General features: G+C 39.5%; 19 protein-coding genes and 1 tRNA gene. 10 read left to right on the top strand and 10 right to left on the bottom strand.

What is annotated here, in order from left to right; translation table 11 throughout:
- Positions 1-12 precede the first annotated feature (12 nt).
- From AC1M9E_RS03525 to prpF, 3 genes are all read right to left on the bottom strand, one after another.
- Positions 13-924: a polyprenyl synthetase family protein gene (locus AC1M9E_RS03525; RefSeq protein WP_092767007.1), complete on the bottom strand. Its 912-nt coding sequence runs from the start codon at positions 922-924 to the stop codon at positions 13-15.
- A gap of 136 nt (positions 925-1,060) precedes the next feature.
- The gene (locus AC1M9E_RS03520) at positions 1,061-2,023 is read right to left on the bottom strand and encodes a GGDEF domain-containing protein (RefSeq protein ID WP_481593594.1); all 963 of its coding nucleotides are present in this window, start codon (positions 2,021-2,023) and stop codon (positions 1,061-1,063) included.
- Positions 2,024-2,257: 234 nt separating this feature from the next.
- A complete protein-coding gene (gene prpF, locus AC1M9E_RS03515) occupies positions 2,258-3,445 on the bottom strand; it encodes a 2-methylaconitate cis-trans isomerase PrpF (RefSeq protein WP_481954635.1) in 1,188 nt (395 codons plus the stop codon).
- Positions 3,446-3,767: 322 nt separating this feature from the next.
- On the opposite strand from prpF, the gene AC1M9E_RS03510 reads away from it, so the two are divergent.
- The 5 genes from AC1M9E_RS03510 to AC1M9E_RS03490 all read left to right on the top strand — a co-directional run bounded on the left by AC1M9E_RS03510 (position 3,768) and on the right by AC1M9E_RS03490 (position 9,915).
- Positions 3,768-5,117 (top strand): amino acid permease, encoded by a 1,350-nt coding sequence (locus AC1M9E_RS03510; protein WP_481954634.1) that lies wholly within the window; start codon positions 3,768-3,770, stop codon positions 5,115-5,117.
- A gap of 70 nt (positions 5,118-5,187) precedes the next feature.
- Positions 5,188-5,263: transfer RNA gene (locus tag AC1M9E_RS03505), tRNA-Arg, on the top strand.
- A gap of 219 nt (positions 5,264-5,482) precedes the next feature.
- The gene (locus AC1M9E_RS03500) at positions 5,483-6,733 is read left to right on the top strand and encodes an OmpP1/FadL family transporter (protein WP_488225033.1); all 1,251 of its coding nucleotides are present in this window, start codon (positions 5,483-5,485) and stop codon (positions 6,731-6,733) included.
- A gap of 335 nt (positions 6,734-7,068) precedes the next feature.
- The gene (locus AC1M9E_RS03495) at positions 7,069-8,433 is read left to right on the top strand and encodes an OmpP1/FadL family transporter (protein WP_092767002.1); all 1,365 of its coding nucleotides are present in this window, start codon (positions 7,069-7,071) and stop codon (positions 8,431-8,433) included.
- A 294-nt stretch (positions 8,434-8,727) separates the two neighbouring features.
- A complete protein-coding gene (locus tag AC1M9E_RS03490; RefSeq protein WP_488225032.1) occupies positions 8,728-9,915 on the top strand; it encodes an OmpP1/FadL family transporter in 1,188 nt (395 codons plus the stop codon).
- Between the two features lie 52 nt (positions 9,916-9,967).
- Here AC1M9E_RS03490 and thrH read toward each other — a convergent pair whose 3' ends face one another.
- Entirely contained in the window at positions 9,968-10,585 is a 618-nt protein-coding gene (gene thrH, locus AC1M9E_RS03485; RefSeq protein WP_035269809.1) for a bifunctional phosphoserine phosphatase/homoserine phosphotransferase ThrH, read from the bottom strand.
- 198 nt (positions 10,586-10,783) lie between these two features.
- Here thrH and AC1M9E_RS03480 point away from each other — a divergent pair, with 198 nt between their 5' ends.
- Both AC1M9E_RS03480 and AC1M9E_RS03475 read left to right on the top strand, forming a co-directional pair.
- Positions 10,784-11,518 carry a phosphoadenylyl-sulfate reductase gene (locus AC1M9E_RS03480; protein ID WP_488225031.1) on the top strand — a complete coding sequence of 245 codons (735 nt, stop codon included), beginning with the start codon at positions 10,784-10,786 and terminating at the stop codon, positions 11,516-11,518.
- A 166-nt stretch (positions 11,519-11,684) separates the two neighbouring features.
- Positions 11,685-13,139 (top strand): WS/DGAT/MGAT family O-acyltransferase, encoded by a 1,455-nt coding sequence (locus tag AC1M9E_RS03475; RefSeq protein ID WP_481591639.1) that lies wholly within the window; start codon positions 11,685-11,687, stop codon positions 13,137-13,139.
- A 52-nt stretch (positions 13,140-13,191) separates the two neighbouring features.
- On the opposite strand, the gene AC1M9E_RS03470 is transcribed toward AC1M9E_RS03475, so the two are convergent.
- The 6 genes from AC1M9E_RS03470 to AC1M9E_RS03445 form a co-directional block, all read right to left on the bottom strand.
- Positions 13,192-13,359, bottom strand: coding sequence for a PA1571 family protein (locus tag AC1M9E_RS03470; protein WP_171076802.1), 168 nt, complete (start codon positions 13,357-13,359; stop codon positions 13,192-13,194).
- Positions 13,360-13,495: 136 nt separating this feature from the next.
- On the bottom strand, positions 13,496-14,950 hold the full coding sequence (rng, locus tag AC1M9E_RS03465) for a ribonuclease G (RefSeq protein ID WP_035269804.1): 1,455 nt from the start codon (positions 14,948-14,950) through the stop codon (positions 13,496-13,498).
- A 51-nt stretch (positions 14,951-15,001) separates the two neighbouring features.
- A complete protein-coding gene (locus AC1M9E_RS03460) occupies positions 15,002-15,568 on the bottom strand; it encodes a Maf family nucleotide pyrophosphatase (protein WP_035269801.1) in 567 nt (188 codons plus the stop codon).
- The gene (gene mreD, locus AC1M9E_RS03455) at positions 15,556-16,050 is read right to left on the bottom strand and encodes a rod shape-determining protein MreD (protein ID WP_481591637.1); all 495 of its coding nucleotides are present in this window, start codon (positions 16,048-16,050) and stop codon (positions 15,556-15,558) included. The genes AC1M9E_RS03460 and mreD overlap by 13 nt, the downstream gene beginning before the upstream one ends.
- Entirely contained in the window at positions 16,037-16,894 is an 858-nt protein-coding gene (gene mreC / locus AC1M9E_RS03450; RefSeq protein WP_035269796.1) for a rod shape-determining protein MreC, read from the bottom strand. Before mreC ends, mreD begins: the two co-directional genes overlap by 14 nt.
- Positions 16,895-16,924: 30 nt before the next feature.
- Positions 16,925-17,971: a rod shape-determining protein gene (locus AC1M9E_RS03445; RefSeq protein WP_035269793.1), complete on the bottom strand. Its 1,047-nt coding sequence runs from the start codon at positions 17,969-17,971 to the stop codon at positions 16,925-16,927.
- Between the two features lie 133 nt (positions 17,972-18,104).
- Between AC1M9E_RS03445 and gatC the strand changes: the two genes are divergently transcribed.
- The 3 genes from gatC to gatB are packed head-to-tail and all read left to right on the top strand — an operon-like array spanning position 18,105 to position 21,418.
- Positions 18,105-18,419 carry an Asp-tRNA(Asn)/Glu-tRNA(Gln) amidotransferase subunit GatC gene (gene gatC / locus AC1M9E_RS03440; protein WP_035269791.1) on the top strand — a complete coding sequence of 105 codons (315 nt, stop codon included), beginning with the start codon at positions 18,105-18,107 and terminating at the stop codon, positions 18,417-18,419.
- 45 nt (positions 18,420-18,464) lie between these two features.
- Positions 18,465-19,943: an Asp-tRNA(Asn)/Glu-tRNA(Gln) amidotransferase subunit GatA gene (gene gatA / locus AC1M9E_RS03435; RefSeq protein ID WP_481589104.1), complete on the top strand. Its 1,479-nt coding sequence runs from the start codon at positions 18,465-18,467 to the stop codon at positions 19,941-19,943.
- Entirely contained in the window at positions 19,943-21,418 is a 1,476-nt protein-coding gene (gene gatB, locus AC1M9E_RS03430) for an Asp-tRNA(Asn)/Glu-tRNA(Gln) amidotransferase subunit GatB (protein ID WP_488225030.1), read from the top strand. Before gatA ends, gatB begins: the two co-directional genes overlap by 1 nt.
- Positions 21,419-21,442 lie beyond the last annotated feature (24 nt).

Genomic DNA, 21,442 nt, shown 5'->3' with positions numbered 1-21,442 from the left:
GTCCTCTTTTTTTTAACTCTTTCGAGCAAGTAAAAAAGCTGAAATCTGTTTAAGTTCAGATGCTGAATCACCAAAATAATCTAAAGCACTAATCGCTTGCTGATGAAGCTTATTTGCATATTCTTTTGCAGCATCTAAACCCAATAAAGCTGGATATGTCGATTTTTCGACAAGTTCATCTTTTCCAGCGGTCTTTCCAAGCGTTTCAGTATCTGAAACTATATCTAAAATATCATCTTGAACTTGAAATGCTAAACCTAATGCTTGACCAAATTCACGCAATTTTGGAATGCCTGCATCTACACCGTCCATCACTGTCACTGCTGACATCATGATTGCCGCCTGAATCAGTGCACCAGTTTTATTACGATGAATATTTTCCAATGCTTCCTGATCAATTTTCTTGCCTTCCGCTTGCAAATCTAGGACTTGACCACAAACCATCTTAGAAGATGATGTCGCCAATATCTGCATTTGCTTCAACACAATAGAAGGATCTACAGTGACTTGTGTATCAAAAAGGCGACTTCCTAAAACCTCAAATGCCATCGACTGCAAGATATCTCCCGCAAGTAGTGCTGTATCTTCACCATATGCAACATGGCAAGTTGGTTGACCACGACGCAACAAATCATTATCCATACATGGTAAGTCGTCATGAGCAAGTGAATAGCAATGAATTAACTCGACTGCAACTGCTGCACGTCGCACAGCAGCAAAATTTTTATGATCTTCACTTAATTCTGCTGTTGCATACGCTAAAGCTGGACGAACCCGTTTTCCACCTAACATGACTGCATGATTTACAGCACTTTTCAAAGGCTCTGGAATGAAAAAAGCATCTAGGGCAATTTTCAGATCCTGTTGGATTTGCTGTTGAGCACGTTGTAATACTTCACTATTCACAGAGATATGTACTGTCACTGCCGTCTTTGAACCTCAAGTTATACCGTTTCATGTCGGTATATATAAAATTGTCTTTATTCTACAACCAATTGTGATTGCTACAATACACAATGCTGATTTGTTTTATTTAGTGATAGGTTTAAATGAAGAGTGACTATTCATCTAACACATGAATCGAGTTTCGACCCAATACATGTGCAATGTCAACAGCCCGATCTAAGGTTTCTAATATTTGCTTTTCTGAGTACATTTTCTGGCAATTAGGATGAAAAATCCCAATCGCACACGTGAGTACCTCATCCTCTTGAGGATCGAAATAAATTTTTTCACGGACCAATGTTTGTTTTAGGCGTTCAGCAATGGTGAGAATTTTCCAAGGAGTCGATTCTTGAATCACCAAGATAAAACTTGCAGAATTCAAACGATAGACTTCTGCTAAATCTTGATTCAACTCCTCTTTAATCAGAGATCCAATACGACTCAAAATTTCATCGCCAATGGTATAACTATTGAGCTGATTAAACTTTTTAAAATTTTCGACTTCAAACTTGATAAAAGAATAATTTTTCCGATCTTGAATAAGGAAGCGATCTTTTAAAAACTGTTCAAATGCCAGCTTATTGTTCATCCCAGTCACAGGATCCAAATATAGCTCTTCAAACAACCTTTTATTATTTTGGATCAAGACACGTTCACGTCTTTTCAATTTTGTTATATCTGCACATACGATCAACACGCAATCCAAAGAGGTTGATTTATCTCTTAAAGCACTAAAATAAATTTGAAAAAAATGCCCTTTTGAATAGAATTCATTTTCAATTTTGTATAAGCGTGAATCATGTCGAAACAATTGCAGCGCATCTTGAAATAATTGGTAAACCGTCGTTGATACGAAACCTAATTTCTTTCCGAGTAAATAGAGTGCATCACTCTCATAGATATCAGCAAATAATTGATTTGCACTAATAAATACACCATCATGCTGAACTAGCGCCACAGGCACAGGGATTTTGGCAATCACAGATACCAAATCTAATTTATTTGTAGCATGAATTTGGTTTAGAAACTCTTGATCAATCTTGGGCGTATCCTGCTCAAAATTATTATCCTTCTTCATTGGTCTTTCTCATTTTAATTATTCGTGGAGCGAAGGCTATTCAGCAACTTAATTTTATGAATTCGGTGAATATAATCACGTTGACTTATTTCCTTAATATAACATGTCAAAATTGTCATAGTCTTATTTATTTATGAGTGAATCGTACTGTTAGTAATGCTTCCAGACTAATTTAGTATACTTATCACATATTTTAAGCGCGTAAAAAAACCACTCGAAAGTGGTTTTTTCATCTTAAAACGTATCGCCAGGAATTCGCACCCATCCTTCCATGAGTACTCGAGCACTGCGACTCATAATGGCCTTTTTTACCGTCCATTGGTCATTAATTTTCTCCGCTTCAGCGCCTACTCTGAGTGTTCCAGAAGGATGCCCAAATCTGACTGATTTTTTTTCACCACCACCTGAGGCTAAATTGACTAATGTTCCAGGAATTGCAGCGGCGGTTCCAATCGCTACAGCTGCGGTTCCCATCATGGCATGGTGTAGTTTACCCATTGATAAAGCACGAACCGTCAAGTCGATCTCATCAGCTTGTACTGCTTTTCCGCTAGATGAGATGTAATTTTTAGGCGCAGATACAAATGCAATTTTAGGTGTATGCTGACGTTGAACCGCTTCATCAATATGCTGAATAATACCCATCTTTACAGCACCATAAGCACGAATTTTTTCAAACTTGGCCAAGGCCTCGACATCATTATTGATATGATCCTGAAGTTCAGTTCCTTCATACCCTAAGTCTGAAGCACACATAAAAATAGTTGGAATACCCGCATTAATCAGCGTCACCTGAAAGCGACCAATATCTGGGACTTCCAGCTCATCAACCACATTTCCTGTGGGAAACATTGCAGCCCCATCCTCTCCATCATCTGCGGGATCTAAAAATTCTATTTGCACCTCTGCAGCTGGAAATGTTACCCCATCAAGCTCGAAATCACCTGTTTCCTGAACATGACCATTTGTAATTGGGACATGCGCGATAATCGATTTCTGGATATTGACCTGCCAAATCTTTACCGTACAAATCCCATTCTCTGGAATCTTTTCTGCACTCACGAGACCATTTGAAATCGCAAATGAGCCTACTGCTGCCGTAAGATTGCCACAGTTGCCACTCCAATCGACAAATGGTCGATCAATCGCAACCTGTCCAAAAAGATAATCTACATCATGATCAGATTGAGCGCTTTTAGAGAGAATGACTGTCTTACTGGTACTAGATGAAGCACCACCCATTCCATCGATTTGTTTGCCATAAGGATCAGGGCTTCCTATCACACGTAATAAGATCTGATCTCTTGCTTTACCTGGAACTTGAGCTTCTTTAGGTAAATCATTTAAGTTAAAGAAAACACCTTTACTCGTTCCTCCACGCATATAAGTGGCTGGAATTTTAATTTGTGGTGTTGAACTCATAGCTCATTCCTTCTCTTTTAATATTTGTTATCAATCGTGATTTTTAGTTCAACACAGTATAAATGATTTTTTATGTGAACATGAGCACTTAACACTATGGTATGAATTTCCATCAATTACGATAGATTAAATTTAATTCACTCTCACAAAAATAAATTCTAATAAAATTAAATGATTGATTAAAAAATAATTAAATCAATTTTCTATAATAATTTTATTTTATTAAAATCATAAAACACATTCATGAACGCTGACGTACTAGGCTAATGCAATTTGATCTATTACAATCTTGTAACTTATTTCAATCGTCGGGCTGAATACTTTGAATAACAAGTCTTCACAACTTCAGCGTGGCTTAAAGAATCGTCATATCCAATTAATCGCTATGGGTGGTGCAATTGGTACAGGCTTATTTTTAGGTTCCGCACACGTGATCCAATCTGCCGGCCCATCTATTATTTTGGGTTATGCAATTGGTGGTTTAATCGCTTTTTTAATTATGCGCCAATTAGGCGAAATGATTGTTCATGAACCTGTTGCTGGATCATTTAGTCATTTTGCAAATAAATATTGGGGTAAGTTTCCTGGATTCCTAGCAGGTTGGAACTATTGGATTCTTTATATTTTGGTCGCGATGACCGAATTAACAGCTGTTGCAAAATATATTAACTATTGGTGGCCTCACATTCCTGCTTGGTCATCAGTTCTTTTCTTCTTTATTATCATTACCTTAGTTAACCTCTGTAATGTTAAATTTTATGGAGAATCAGAGTTTTGGCTGTCTATTATTAAAGTAGCAGCTGTCGTGTCGATGATTGTCTTCGGTCTATTCTTGTTGTTTACAGCAGGATCTGACTCTACTGCATCATTCAGTAATCTTTGGACTCACGGTGGTTTCTTCCCTCATGGATTCGAAGGTTTATTCTTCATGTTGGCATTCCTGATGTTCGCCTTTGGTGGCATTGAACTGATTGGTATGGCGGCAGCTGAGGCTGAAAATCCAGAGAAAACGATTCCTAAAGCAATTAATCAAGTTGTTTTCCGTATTCTGATTTTCTATGTTGGGTCGCTTACAATTCTTCTTTCTTTAGTTCCATGGAATCAACTACAACTTGGTGGTCTAGATAAAAGTCCATTCGTAATGATCTTCAGTCAACTGGGTATTGATTGGGCTGCTCACCTGCTCAACTTTATTATTTTGACTGCTGCGCTATCGGTATATAACAGTGGAATGTACGCGAATAGCCGTATGCTTTTTGGTTTAGCAAAACAAGGGAATGCCCCTAAAATTTTTGAAAAAACCAATAAACAAGGTGTACCTGTTCCTGCGGTATTGTTGTCAGCAGTGTTAATTTTCGGATGTGTTTTATTAAACTATTTTGCACCTGAAGATGCTTTAAGTAATTTAATTTATATTGTTGTTGGTGCTCTAGTACTTAACTGGGCGATGATTGCGTTGACTCACTTGAAATTTAAACAAGCGATGAAACTGTCAAATACCACTTCAAAATTTCCTGCTCTATGGTCACCAGCCAGTAACTATTTGGTTCTTGGGTTTATTATTGTCGTGCTTTACATCATGTGGACTCAGGGCTTAAGCGGTGCTGTGATCATGATTCCGATCTGGATTATCCTGATGTTGGTATTATTTAAATTACTTTACCGAAAATAGTAAGACGCATTAAAAAAGTTATTGCTAAGCAATAACTTTTTTTCAGAAATTTATTTGATCAGATTAGTATGCGTCCTTAGCTTAACTGGATAGAGCAGTTGCCTCCTAAGTGACCGGCGTGGGTTCGAGTCCCGCAGGGCGCACCATTTTCTAAGATTAATACACTTATCAACAAATTGACCCAAAATAAAAAAAATAATGTCATTTCAGTCAAATTTTTGTTGCATCTCATTACCTTTATGATATGTTGTTTGTAGAGTAAAAAATAAACATTTTAGCATAAATCGTTTATTTATCAGCTCTTAAGGAAATAACTAAAAAAATTCTATTAAATTAAAAATTCACATTATCTAAGGATAGATAACATGAAATTAAAAACCATCAGTGTATCTGTATTATTTGCTTTATTACCGATTTCTGGGGCTTATGCAGCCGCTATGGATCGCTCAGGTCAATCGATAGGAGCATTTTTACAACCGAATAACTATTTTGAAGCTGGTATCTCCATTATTGACCCTGATGTATCTGGTAAAAACCAACTTGGAAATATCAGTGATATGGCTGAGGATTATTACTTCCCAAGTGCTGCATTAAAACTGCAATTAAATGAAAAATTCTCTTTCGGCTTACTCTATGATCAACCCTTTGGAGCATCAGCCTATTACACAGATGGATTACTTCCAGGATTACTGCCAGATAGTACACTTCCTCTCTCTTCAACAGAGGTTAAAGTAAATTCAAATAACATATCAGCTATTGTTGGGTTTCAACCTAATGAAAATTTGAATATTTATGGCGGTGGTGTATATCAGGATGTGAGAGGTAATTTAACTTTATCTAGTTTAGCGAATTATCAGGCTCATTTTAAAAGAGATGAAGGTTATGGTTGGTTAGCTGGTGTTGCATATCAAATCCCTGAAATAGCGTTAAAAGCATCCTTAACATATAGATCTGAAATTGACCATAGTTTGGAAACTACGGAAGATGCCAATGGTTTGATAAACGCTTATTCAAGTTATTTTGGTTATCCTAGTTTTATTGTTGAGAGCATAGTTGGACCTCAAGTAGCTCAAGTACTAACTAATCTTAAAAATTTAGATTCGAGTGGGGCATTAAATACACCTTCTCAGAATACTAAAATCAGCACTCCACAATCAGTTAATTTAGACTTTCAAACAGGCATCATGGCAAACACCGTTGCTTTTGCAAATGTTCGATGGGTTGAATGGGGAGGTCTAAAAATTGATATTGATAAATTTAGATTGTTAACACAAGCTGTTACTGGTCAAGGACAAAATATTATTGAATATGATAAAGATCAATGGTCTGCAACGGTTGGCGTTGGTCGTAAGATTAATGAAAAATGGGGCGGTGCATTATCCGCAGGTTGGGATTCTGGAGCTGGGAATCCAGTAACCGCACTTGGACCAACAGAAGGCTACTGGAATCTAGGTTTGAGTGCTCAGTTTAGCCCTACTCCTGCAACCTTTATCGGTGGCGGTGTAAAATATTTTTGGTTAGGAGATGCTGATGGTCGATCTGTTGGTCGTGAAGTGGGTAAGTTTGAAGATAACAATGCTTGGGCATATGGCCTAAAAATGGGTTATCGTTTCTAAACTCTATTCATTTTTTGAAGAGCACTTAAGTGCTCTTTTTTATTTAATCATGAATGCCGTTGACTGACTGTATAGTTCATTTATAAATTAACGATAAGATACTGTCATTCAAAATTAAATAATTCATAAATTCAATAATTTATATAAAAATAAAATTCCTATTATTTTTATCAGAATTAAAATTCAATTATAAATTTATTTCCTTAGAGTATTTACTCTGATTCTTAATGTGTTATTTTGTGAACATAAGATTTAGGATCAGTTTAAGATAACTAATCCTCAATTCAATTGGAAAATACAAAATAATTCATTGAAGAAGATCAGGGAAAATTCAAGTGAAATTAACAAAATTATCAGCTGCTGTATTATTCGGTTTAGCATCATCAGGCACTTTTGCTGCTGCATTAGATCGTTCTGGACAATCTATTTCATCATTCCTTCAACCAGGAAATTACTTTGAAGCAGGTATCTCAATTTTAGATCCATCTGTCTCTGGTAAAGATTTATCGGGTAATCATACTGGAGATATGGCTGGTGATTACTACTTCCCTACCGCAGCTTTAAAAATACAAGCGACTGATAATATTTCAGTGGGTCTTTTATATGATCAACCTTTTGGTGCAGATGCTGAATACACAGGAACAAATAATTTTGTCGCTAGCCCAGCCGATGGTGTATTACCTGGAACTGCTTTGACAAATGGATTACCAGTAGTGACTGCTAATCCAACAGGAAGCTTTAACGGTATACCTGTAATCACAGATCCGTCTACTGGATTACCAGTTGCAATCGGTTTAGGAACTCAAATAACTGGAAACACATCTGTCGAAGTTGATACTCAAAACTTATCACTGATTTTAGGCTACCAACCTACAGAAAATTTTAACTTTTATGGTGGTGCAGTCTATCAAACAGTTAAAGGTAACGTAAAACTTCGTGGTTCAGCATATAGCTTATTTAATGGTTATGATGCTGATATTCCTGAAGACAATGCCTTTGGATGGTTAGCTGGCGCAGCATATCAAATTCCTGAGATTGCGCTTAAAGCATCGATTACTTATCGTTCCGAAATTGATCATAAAGTCAATGTTAATGAAAGTATTCCTCTCATTGCGCCTCTAGGTTCTTTACTAGTGGCTTCTGGAGCATTACCAGGTTCAGCTTTGGCAGGTCTTAATTCATCTGGTGAAACTAAAATCACTACACCACAATCTGTAAATTTAGATTTACAATCTGGCATTATGGCTAACACGGTTGCTTTCGCTAATATCCGTTGGGTAGACTGGTCAAGTTTCTCTATACGCCCTCATAAATTTGGTCAATTATCAGAGCTTGCTGGTGGACTATTACCATCTTTGGGCAAACCTAATGGATTTAACCTAGTTGATTATTCTAAAGATCAATGGTCTGTAACAACAGGTGTAGGTCGTAAATTTAACGAGCAATGGGCTGGTAATGTTTCAGTTGGATGGGACTCAGGTGCAGGCAATCCTGTAACGACACTTGGACCAACAGAAGGTTATTGGAACGTAGGTTTAGGTCTTCAATATAGCCCTACTCCAGCTACGTTTATTGCAGGTGGTGTTAAATACTTCTGGTTAGGTGATGCTGATGCTCAGACAGGTGCACATAGCGCAGCAGGAAAGTTTGAAGACAATGACGCTTTAGCTTATGGTCTTAAAATCGGCTATAAATTCTAATCATTCATCAATAAAAAAAGACCACATGATTGTGGTCTTTTTTATTTTTATACAAGTATAAAGTAATTGTTTGTTATATCATCATTTAAAATAAAAAAACGACACAAACTACAATTCCTTTTTTGCTCAATAATACTTTTTAAAAACATGGACATAATTATTTAGCCTCATAATTTGATCATGAAGTAATATAAATTTGATTATATTTCAACCACTTCTGAGTATTTACACTTTTTTTATTTATGTTATTTTTCATGCAATTTTTTCGCCATATGGCATTCATGGATGAACATCATGAAATTTAAAGTACTTTCATACTCAATCTTATTGTCTACGCTCCCATTAACTTCAATTTACGCCGCAGGATTAGATCGTTCAGGTCAGTCGATTTCAGCATTTCTCCAATCAGGTAATTATGCAGAAGCTGGCATTTCTGTTTTAGATCCCACCGTTAAAGGTTCTTCCACAGTGATTAATAAAATCACTGGTCAGGATTTAACAGGCGAAAAAATTACCGATATGGGCAGTGATTATTATTTTGTAAACACTGCTCTTAAACTACAGATTACTGACCAAGTTTCTTTAGGATTAATTTACGATCAGCCTTTTGGTGCAGATGCATTATACGATGCTAAAAATCAATCATTTGGCAATAGTTTAAGTGGTACATCAGTTGAAGTTAAGACACAAAATTTAACAGCACTCATTGGCTATCAACCCACTGAAAATTGGAATTTTTATGCTGGTCCAGTATGGCAAACAGTTGAAGCTGATATCAATTTAAAAGGTAGTGCATACCAAGTCTTAAATGGCTATAACATCCATGTAGACCAAAAAGAAGCCTACGGCTGGATTGCAGGTACTGCATACCAAATTCCAAAAATTGCATTAAAAGCATCTATCACTTATCGGTCTGAGATTAAACACAAAGCTCAGTCAAATGAAACCTCGCTCCTTCCACTTTACGCCGATGCATTAAAAAAGCCTGAGTTTAATAGATTAGATAAGATCGCTGCAGTAACTGAAGCAGTTACTCCACAATCTGTAAATATTGATTTACAGTCTGGAATTGCAACAAACACTTTGGCGTTTGCTAACCTGCGTTGGGTTCATTGGGATCAATTTACGGTTACACCTAAATTACTTGGATTAGTTGGACAGGATCTCATTTCGTATTCCGATGATCAGTACTCTGCAACCTTAGGTGTTGCACATAAATTTAATGATCAATGGGCAGCAACCACAACTGTAGGCTATGACTCTGGAGCTGGAAACCCTGTAACCACTTTAGGTCCAACTGAAGGTTATTGGAGTGTAGGCTTAGGTGGTCAATTCAACCCATCACAGCAAAGCTTTATTCAAGCTGGTGTTAAATATTTCTGGTTAGGCGATGCAACTGCACAAACGGGTGGCATAAATGTTGGAGAATTCAGCAACAATTATGCATTAGGTTATGGCATGAAAATCGGGTATCGATTCTAACAATTGTTATAAAAAAAGGACGCTAAAGCGTCCTTTTTTTCAAAGTAATAACTTAGGCTGGAATATCACGTACAGAAGCGTTGCGGATCGCTTCTTTCAATGCAGCATAACCATTAATCGCAGGAAATTGTGGGAATTCTGCAATTACATTATCCGGCGCATCAAATAAGAAACCTTGATCTGCTTCACCGAGCATCGTAGTATCGTTATACGAGTCGCCTGCAGCAATTACACGGAAATTTAAACCGTGTAAAGCTTGCACTGCTTTACGTTTTTGATCAGGTTGACGTAGTTTATAATTTGTAATCATACCATTTTCGTCAGTTTCTAATTTGTGACAGAAAATCGTAGGCCAACCTAACTGCTTCATCAATGGATGAGCAAATTCATAGAATGTGTCAGATAAAATGATGAGTTGGAAATGAGTACGTACCCACTCGACAAACTCCTTAGCGCCTTCAAACGGTCCCATATCTGCAATAACAGCTTGAATGTCATTTAAACCTAAACCATGTTGTTTAAGAATATTTAAACGCTGAGTCATGAGCACATCGTAGTCTGGAATATCTCGAGTTGTTGCTTCAAGCTCTTTAATTCCTGTTTTTTTTGCAAAATTAATCCAAATTTCAGGAACCAAAACGCCTTCAAGATCTAGACAAACGATTTCCATGATACTGCCCTCAGCATTAATAAAATTTGCAATATCATAGCCGAAGATTGTTGAATATCGATGTAATTTTTTAAATCTATTTTATTCATAAGTATTTATTTTTATTTCATAAGATAAATCTCTGAATTCAACTAAAATATACATCAAATATTTTAATATAGGACTTGTTGTTTCCAAGCCTATATCGCCAGGATTCTCATGACTACCATTCCAAGCATAGATTTAATTGATGCACTTGCATCAGAGTATGAAGATAAATCCCCTTCGGAAATTATAGCCTTAGCTTTAAATCAAACAGGTGAAATTGCCATTTCATTTTCAGGTGCTGAAGATGTTGTATTGATTGATATGGCTGCAAATTTAGGTAAACCTTTTCGCGTGTTTAGTCTAGATACAGGTCGCTTGCATTCAGAAACTTATCAATTTATTGAGACTGTTCGTAAGCACTATAATATCAACATTGAAATATGTTTCCCGGAAGCTGAAGCTGTTCAGAATCTGGTCAACGAAAAAGGACTGTTTAGCTTTTATCAAGATGATCATAAAGAGTGTTGTGGTATCCGTAAGGTTCAACCTCTTCGTAAAAAGTTAGCAGCACTTGATGGTTGGATCACGGGTCAACGTAAAGATCAAAGTCCGGGTACACGTACTGAAATTCCAGTGATTCAAGCTGATCTAGGTTTTTCAGGTGAAGGTAAACAACTCATTAAATACAACCCTTTGGCGAATTGGACGAGTGCTGACGTTTGGAATTATATTCGCATGATGGAAATTCCATATAATCCATTGCATGAAAAAGGTTTTATTTCAATTGGATGTGAACCATGCACGCGTCCAGTACTTCCAAATCAGCACGAGCGTGAAGGTCGTTGGTGGTGGGAAGAAGCAACGCATAAAGAATGTGGTTTACATTCAGGTAATTTAAAAAAGTAAAAACTGTCTCACAAAGTTTTAAGCCACTGATTTAAAGTGGCTTTTTTGTACTGACCATTCATTAAAAAAATTTATGCCCCCTCCAACAAATACGTCTATACTGATCTCTTGGATTGATAATTCTAAAAAACAATTTTAGAAATTTGCAGTGAGGCAAACCTAGACTATGCGCCCATTACACCCGCTTGATTTTATTTTCTTATCTTTGGAAAAAAGACAACAGCCCATGCATGTTGGCGGATTATTTTTATTTGAAATTCCAGAAGATGCGCCACCAACCTTTATTCAAGATTTAGTGGCAGATATTCGCAACTCAAAATCTATTCCAATTCCACCGTTTAATAATAAATTAAACGGACTGTTTTGGGACACAGACACTGAATTCGATCTTGATCATCACTTCAGACATATTGCTCTACCACATCCTGGTCGTATTCGTGAGCTACTCACCTACATTTCCCAAGAGCACAGTTCATTAATTGATCGAGCTAAGCCATTATGGATGTGTCATATCATTGAGGGCATTGAAGGCAATCGTTTCGCCATGTATTTCAAAATACATCATGGGATGGTCGATGGTATTGCAGGCATGCGTTTAATTGAAAAATCACTCTCTCATGATCCAAATGCAAGAAGTATCGTTCCGCCATGGTGTGTCGAAGGTCCGCGTGCTAAGCGACTTAAAACACCTAAAGTAAGCCGTGCAAAACAAATATTGTCTAATTTGAAAGGTCAAGTGCAGTCTACACCGGGTGTATTCAAAGTGCTGTCTGAAACTGTCTTTAAGGATATGGGACGTAATCCGGACTATGTATCTAGTTTCCAAGCCCCAAGTAGTATTCTGAATCAAAAAGTCAGCTCATCGCGTCGTTTCGCTGCTCAGTCATATGAGTTTAAGCGCCTCAACCATATTTCAAAATCACTGGGTGTGACCATTAACGATATTGTTCTCGCGATTTGCTCTGGTGCTTTGCGTGAATACTTAATCAGTCAAAGTGCTTTACCTGAGAAACCATTAATCGCTATGGTTCCTGTCTCCGTTCGTACGGATGATTCAGATATGTCAAATCGTATAACGATGATTCTGGCCAACTTAGCGACACATAAAGCCGATCCATTAGAACGACTCGATCTTATTCGTCGTAGCGTAATGAATGCGAAACAAAAATTCAAACGCATGACTTCAGATCAGATTCTCAACTATAGTGCCTTCGTATATGGTCCTGCAGGTTTAAATATCATCTCTGGTTTAGCACCTAAACGTCAGGCATTTAACCTCGTTATTTCTAACGTACCAGGGCCTAAAGAGCCGCTATATTGGAATGGTGCACGTTTGGACGCACTCTACCCTGCTTCTATCGTACTTGATGGTCAAGCATTGAATATTACAATGACCAGTTATATGGATAAATTAGAAGTCGGTTTAACCGCATGTCGAAATGCTTTGCCTAAGATGCAAAATTTATTGACCCATTTAGAAGATGAGATTCAAAGATTTGAAAAAATTGTGGGTCTACCTGAAGATGACAAACCGCAGATTATGAAAAAGGCTACTAAGCGTAGTGTAACAAAGAAACAAGTCGTAGCGGATATAGAAGTTGCAAATGAAAAACCAGCTTAAGGCTGTATATTTCGATATTTACAAAAAAATTAAGGGGCTTTAAAAAGGCCCCTTAATTTTTAATATTACGACACTGCTTGATTAATTGCTGACAGAGCGAAACGACCATCGCTTGTGTAACTCGAACTTCTTGACCTTGATCGTTGAGCATCAAGCAAGCGCTTTTGTTTGAATCCACAATTTGACGATGGCTACCCGCTAATTGTTCCGTTAAATTCATACCCACTTTGACCTCACTTTGCTAAGACAACATCGCTGTCTTTGGCTATTCGATTTGATTTCTTAAGTATTGAGAAATCGAGATCGAATGTAAAATCTCAGTTGTAACAAGTGTTTAACGATATTCTGTTACAATTTCAATTCAAAATGATATCGTATTGCTCTTGCGTGTATAAATTTTCGACTTGGAACTTAATGACACGTTTCACAAAATGCTCTAAATCAGAGACGGCCGCAGCTTCTACGGTTAATAATCGATCCACAACCGATGGATGCGCAACGACAGTAAAGTCAGTCTGAGACTCAAAATCTCGAGCATATCTTAATATCTCTCGAAAGATTTCGTAACAAACAGTCTCGGCACTTTTTACATAACCACGTCCCTGACACGTTGGACAAGACTCACATAACAAATGTTCAAGTGATTCACGCGTCCGTTTACGCGTCATTTCTACCAAGCCAAGCTCAGACACTTGAGTGATTTTAGTTTTTGCATGGTCACGTTCTAAGACTTTTTCAAATTGCTTAAGCACTTCATCACGGTGTGAGGCCTCTTGCATATCAATAAAGTCAATAATGATAATTCCACCTAAGTTGCGCAGTCTGAGTTGACGCACAATGACTTGTGTCGCTTCCATGTTGGTCTTAAAGACGGTGTCCTCAAGAGAGCGTCCACCTACATATGAGCCTGTATTGACGTCAATAGTGGTCATGGCCTCCGTCTGATCAATCATGAGATAACCACCAGACTTTAAAGCAACACGTGTTTGCAGTGCTTTTTGAATATCTGTTTCAACATTGTATAAGTCGAATATCGGACACTCACCAGGATAATGTTTCAGACGATCAACCATATTTGGTACAAACTCAGCCACGAACTCTTGTAGCTTGCCAAACACTTCTCTTGAATCGACTTGAATTTTTACCGTATCTTCATTTGCCAGATCACGGATGATACGTTGAGGAAGTGGTAGCTCTTCAAAGATAAGTGATGGCACCACGACACTTTTTTGTTTACGCTGAATAAATTCCCAAAGTTTTGCCAAATACGCCATATCTTGCGCAATAGCGGCTTCTTCGATCCCCTCTGCTGCAGTTCGTACAATGACAGAACCGGGTAACTTATGTTCAGCTTGAATACGCTCAATGATCGAACGTAAACGATCACGCTCTTCTTCTGATTCAATTCGCTGAGACACGCCAGTATGATGTCCATAAGGCATCATCACCAAATAGCGAGAAGGAATGGAAAGATCAGTACTTAAACGCGCACCTTTCGTGCCTAACATATCTTTCATGACCTGCACTGTCAGAATCTGACCTGGTTGCAGAAGATCAAAGACATTTGGCGTCGGTTGATTACGAGGCCAAATCATGTCATTGATATGTAAAAAAGCAGTACGAGATAAGCCAATGTCTACAAATGCCGCTTGCATACCAGGCAATACACGTACAACTTTGGCTTTATAAATATTCCCGACTAAACCACGTTTAGCGTTGCGTTCAACAAATAGTTCGTTGACCGTCCCATTTTCAACTAACGCCACCCGACACTCCATTGGGGTGACGTTAATCAACAACTCGTCAGACATAAAAAACACTCAAAACATTATAAAAATTTTTTAAAAGGTTAATTTAGTGCCTTAACCACTTTTCAATATTTGATTCAGTAACTGTGATGTTTCATGTAAAGGCAAACCCACCACATTGGTGTAGCTACCTTCAATACGAGGAACGAACTTTGCGGCGATTCCTTGTATTGCGTAAGCCCCTGCTTTTCCTACAGGTTCCCCAGTTGACCAATATTCTTCCATATCATGATGACTGAGTGATTGAAAATCAACCTTTGTGCTCACTACCGTACTTATTGTTTTATGTTGTGAAGCCACACAAAGGCCACTGAGAACTTCATGCTGACGCCCTGACAAGGATTGCCAAATTTCAAACGCATGTTGCTTCGAGTCAGGTTTGCCAATAATTTGCCCATCTAAACTGAGGCTTGTATCTGCAGCAATGACCACCGCATCTGGAAATTGTGCTAAAACAACCTGAGCTTTTTGTTCTGCCAAACGTCGAACATAATCATGTGCTTGCTCACCATCATGTACAGACTCATCGATTTCTGGACTAAAAATATCAAATTTAAGTCCAAGCTGTGCAAGCAGTTCTTTACGCCGAGGCGAGCTCGACGCCAGGATTAAATTCGCCATTTTCTAAGCAAATAATACAAGATGGGCCAAGTTAAAATACTGCTCATTAGTGGCTGCCAATGACGAGTTATCGAAAATTGCATATCGGAAATAATTTGTGCAAAAAGGACGTAAATCAAATGTGCCAATATAGCAACACTAGCGATTGCCCAAGTATTTCCAAACGTCATTAAACGGCGTTCACGCACAAACCAACGGATGCTAAATGTTAGTAAAACGAAGCTTAACGCATGTAATCCAAGGGGTGCATCAAGCAGTAAATCGGTAAATAATCCGACTGCAAAAGCAAACCAAACACCACACCATGTCGGTTGAAGCAAGATCCAATACATCGTAATCATCAGCATGATCAGCGGTCGCCATCCTGCCAATGAATAAGACAGCGGATACACCACCAAGACTGAACCAATAATGATTGAAAGCACGATGATCCATAGTGGATCACGTGTTTTAACTGATGATATTTTTTTAGCGCTGAGCATGAGGTTGCTCCATGGCTAATGAGTCTGAGAACAGTACCACTACATGGTGTCCACCGGCCAACTGAGCTGCAGGTTTCACGTCTATCTGCGCAAACTCACCGGTATTTTCACGCTTAACTTTGGACACTGTTCCGACCAAATAACCCGCAGGAAAATGTTGTCCTAAACCTGAACTATACACCTTGTCCCCGACTTTGACGTTAGCGCTGGTCGGTACATATTCCATTTTCAGACGACCTAAATCACCAGTGCCTGACACAATGGCACGCATGCCAGAGTTTTCAAGACGTACTGATAGGGAGTGTTCTTTATCAGACAATAACATGACACGGCTACTGTGCGGATAAACATTGATGATCTGCCCCATGATACCGTTATCATCCAACACCGTTTGCCCGACACGCAGTTGGCTCGCAGCACCGCGGTTAATGATAATGATATGACGTAATGGATCAGCATCTGTGCCGATCACCTCAGAGATTTCCATACGACCGTCAATGATCAAAGGCGTATCCAATAATCCACGTAAGCGCGTATTTTCAGCGGAGAGTTCTGAGAGTTTTTGAAGGCGAACCTGAGCCTGAAGCAGCTCTGCCTGCATCGCAGTATTCTCACGACGCAATTGCGCTTCAGACTTGGTTTGTTGACTGAGCCATTCTTTCGATAAAACGGGATAACTTGCAATGGCATAAATGGGATTGTATGCCGCGTACAAGACATCTCTTGCTGGTTGAATCAAGTGTGGAGCACGCCAATTAAACATTAACACGAACAAACACACGATGACTGCAATGATGAAAGAGCGAAAAGATGGCGGTTGTCTTGAAAACAGATTCGGTTGCACCGCCTCGTCCTTAAATTAAATTACAGAAAATTAACCAACAAACAGCATGTCATGGTTCGGGTTGTCAAAGAGTTCTAAGACTTTACCACCACCACGTGTTACGCAAGAAAGTGGATCTTCAGCAACTACTACTGGCAAACCTGTTTCTTGTGACAATAACTTGTCTAAGTTACGTAATAACGCACCACCACCAGTCAATACAATACCGCGCTCCGCGATATCTGATGACAACTCAGGAGGTGTTTGTTCAAGCGCAGATTTCACTGCAGAGACAATGCTTTGCAATGGATCAGTGATTGCTTGAGTAATTTCATCAGAAGTCACCGTAATCGCGCGAGGAACACCTTCCGCCAAGTTACGACCACGAACTTCGATTTCTAGCACTTTGCCATCTTCATCCGGAAGCGCCATACCCACTTCTTTCTTAATGGTTTCAGCCGTTGTTTCACCAATGACGCAACCGTGTGCTTTACGAACATAATGAATAATTTGTTCGTCAAAAACATCACCACCAATGCGCAATGAATCTGCATAGACACAACCTTGCAATGAAATGATTGCAATTTCAGTTGTACCACCACCTACGTCTACGACCATCGAACCACATGCTTGCTCAACTGGCATGCCTGCACCAATCGCTGCTGCCATTGGCTCTTCGATTAAACGTACATCACGTGCGCCTGCATTGAATACAGCCTCACGAATCGCACGACGTTCAACCAAAGTTGATTTACATGGCACACACACCACAACACGCGGCGCTGGTGGGAAAAGACGCTTTTCATGCACTTTACCAATAAATTGGTTTAACATGGTCTCAGTGACTTCGAAATCCGCAATCACGCCATCTTTCATTGGACGAATTGCAGAAATATTCGCAGGGGTACGACCAAGCATTTGCTTAGCATCCAAGCCAACAGCGGCAACTATTTTTTGTGAACCACTGTGACGAATTGCCACAACAGTCGGTTCATTTAATATAATGCCCCGTCCTGGCGCATAAATTAGTGTATTAGCGGTGCCTAAATCTATGGCTAGATCTGGCGAAAACAAGCCAATTAGTCGTTTTAGAATCACGGGTCGTTCTCAGTTCAACGTTATATAGACGTAAGATGGCAACTTTAACTAAATGTGATGCTTTGGACAAGTCAATCGCTTATTATAACGCATGATATTTTGAATATTTTTATTACTGATTAGGTGAGACAGCATGTCAGCATCAGATGCTCAGCAATCTGCAGATTTAAATGCACAAACCGTTTCAAGCATTGCACACTTAGCACGCTTGTCTTTGGATGACACTCAATCTGCTGAATATGCTCAAAGTTTGAATAAAATTTTAGGAATGATGGAAACCTTGAAAGGCATTGATACCGAAGGTGTTGAGCCATTAAAGAGCCCATTTGACCATCCGCAGCCATTACGTGAAGACGCTGTGTCTGAACAAAACCATCGTGATGACTATCAAGCCGTTGCACCAGCTGTGCAAGACGGTTTGTATCTTGTTCCACGTGTAATTGAATAATTGTTCAGTTTTGCCCTATTTAAATTTTAGTTAAGAATTTTTCTCATGACAGATTTACATCGCTTATCGGTTCGTGAACTTATCGATGGTTTAGCAACCGCTAAATTCTCTTCACGTGAATTGACGCAACATTATTTAAACCGTATTGAAAAAATTGATGCGCAAGTCAAATCTTATGTCACTGTGACTGCTGAACAAGCATTGGCTCAAGCTGATGCAGCTGATGCAGCGATCAAAGCAGGAACAGCGATCGCTTTGACGGGTTTACCTATTGCACATAAAGATATTTTCTGTACGCAAGGCATTAAAACCACGGCTGGTTCTAAAATGCTAGACAACTTTATCTCTCCGTACGACGCAACCGTTGTAGCGAAAGGTAAAGCTGCGGGCCTAGTGACTTTAGGTAAAGTGAACATGGACGAATTTGCCATGGGTTCTACATCAGAATCATCTTACTTCGGTGCAACGGCGAACCCTTGGGCTTTAGATCGTGTCCCAGGCGGGTCATCAGGTGGTTCTGCTGCGGCTGTAGCAGCTGACCTTGCACCGTTTGCGACTGGTACAGATACAGGTGGTTCAATCCGTCAACCTGCATCGTTCTGTGGCCTTACAGGCTTAAAACCAACCTATGGTCGTGTATCACGTTTCGGTATGATTGCCTATGCATCATCACTTGACCAAGGCGGTCCAATGGCGCGTTCGGCAGAAGACTGTGCTTACCTCATGAACGTGATGGCAGGACATGACGCAAAAGATTCAACCTCTGTACAAAAAGATGCTGATGACTACGTTGCAAACTTGAACGGCACGTCTGTAAAAGGTTTACGCATTGGTATTCCAAAACAGTACTTTAATGTTGAAGGTTTAGCTGCTGACGTTAAAGCACGTGTTGAAGAATCTCTAAAAAAATTGGAAGAGATGGGCGCAACGCTTGTTGAAATTGACCTCAACATGACTGAGGCATATGTTCCAACCTATTACCTGATTGCCCCTGCTGAAGCATCTTCTAACTTGTCACGTTTTGACGGCGTACGTTATGGCTACCGCTGTGAAGATCCAAAAGACATCATGGACTTGTACAAACGTTCTCGTTCTGAAGGTTTTGGTGCTGAAGTTCAACGCCGTATCTTGATTGGCACTTATGCGCTGTCTGCAGGTTATTACGATGCGTACTATGTCAAAGCACAAAAAGTACGTCGTTTAATCCAACAAGATTTCTTAAAAGCATTCGAGTCTGTTGACGTGATTGCTGCGCCTTCTGCGCCGACAACGGCGTATAAGATTGGTGCAAACCTTTCTCCAGTTGAAATGTACTTGGGCGATATCTATACCATCGCGGTCAACCTTGCAGGTCTTCCTGCGATTAACGCGCCTGTTGGTTTTGATCAAAATAATTTACCTGTTGGCTTACAGTTGATTGGTAACTACTGGTCAGAATCTCAATTGTTGTCTGTGGTGCACCAATACCAACAAGCAACTGATTGGCACACCAAACGCGCTGCAATTGCTGAGGAGAATGCATAATGGCGAAGAACAATGCAAAACCTAAGTCAAATTTGATTGATGGTTGGGAAGTCGTTATTGGTATTGAGATTCACACTCAACTTGCGACTAAATCTAAAATCTTCTCAGGTTCTTCAACTGAATTTGGTCAAGCCCCAAATACACAAGCGAGCCTTGTTGATTTGGCAATGCCGGGCGTACTGCCTGTATTGAACAAAGAAGTGGTTGATCTTGCCATTCGCTTTGGTTTGGGTATCGATGCTTACATCGACCAAGCGTCAGTATTTGCACGTAAAAACTACTTCTACCCTGACTCTCCAAAAGGCTACCAAATCAGCCAAATGGACAACCCAATTGTGGGCTTGGGTCATATCGACATCCAACTTGAAGATGGCACAGTTAAACGCATTGGCGTAACCCGTGCGCACCTTGAGGAAGATGCAGGTAAATCGATCCATGACCAATTTGAAGGGATGTCAGGTATCGACTTAAACCGTGCAGGTACGCCGCTTTTAGAAATCGTATCTGAACCAGATATGCGTTCGGTTGAAGAAGCTGTTGCTTACATTAAAGCGATTCACACCCTTGTGCGTTGGTTAGGCATTTCTGACGGCAACATGGCAGAAGGTTCGTTCCGTGCCGACTGTAACGTGTCTTTACGTCGTCCGGGTCAGCCGTTTGGTACACGTTGTGAGCTTAAAAACCTCAACTCATTCCGTTTCATTGAACAAGCGATCAATGTTGAAATTGAACGTCAAATGGAAATCTTGGAATGGGATGGCACCATCGACCAAGAAACTCGTTTGTTCGACCCTGTGAAAATGGAAACGCGTTCAATGCGTTCTAAAGAAGAAGCGAACGATTACCGCTACTTCCCTGACCCAGACTTGTTGCCTGTGATCATTGCAGATGAGCAAATCGAAGCGATTAAAGCGGCTATGCCTGAGCTTCCTGCTGCACGTCGTGCGCGTTTTGTGGCGGACTTTGGTGTAACTGAGTACGATGCGCACGTATTGACGCTAACTCGTGAAATGTCAGAGTTTTATGAAGAAGTTGTTAAGGCTGCGGGCGGTGCTGCACAAGGTAAAATTGCAGCGAACTGGGTGATGGGTGAATTCTCAGGTGCTTTAAACAAAGCGGGCTTAGAATTGGCGGACTCTCCTGTATCTGCAGAAAAACTTGGCGGTATGATTGCGCGTATTGTGGACAACACAATTAACGGTAAGATTGCCAAGCAAGTATTCGGCTTTATGTGGGAAGAAGGCAAAACTGCGGACGAGATTATTGCGGAAAAAGGCTTAAAACAGGAAACTGATACAGGCGCAATTGAAGCAATTATTAAGGACGTGCTTGCTGCCAACGAGAAGATGGTTGAAGAGTATAAATCTGGTAAAGAGAAAGCCTTTAACGGTCTTGTGGGTCAAGTGATGAAAGCAGCGAAAGGTAAAGCCAACCCTGCTCAAGTGAATGAATTGATGAAGAAATTAATTGGTTAATTTTATTCATTAATCAATGGAATT

It is taken from the genome of Acinetobacter sp. 24-47-47 (assembly GCF_057737035.1).
Note: the sequence above shows the minus strand (reverse complement) of the source record. Positions and strands in the feature narration are given on the sequence as shown.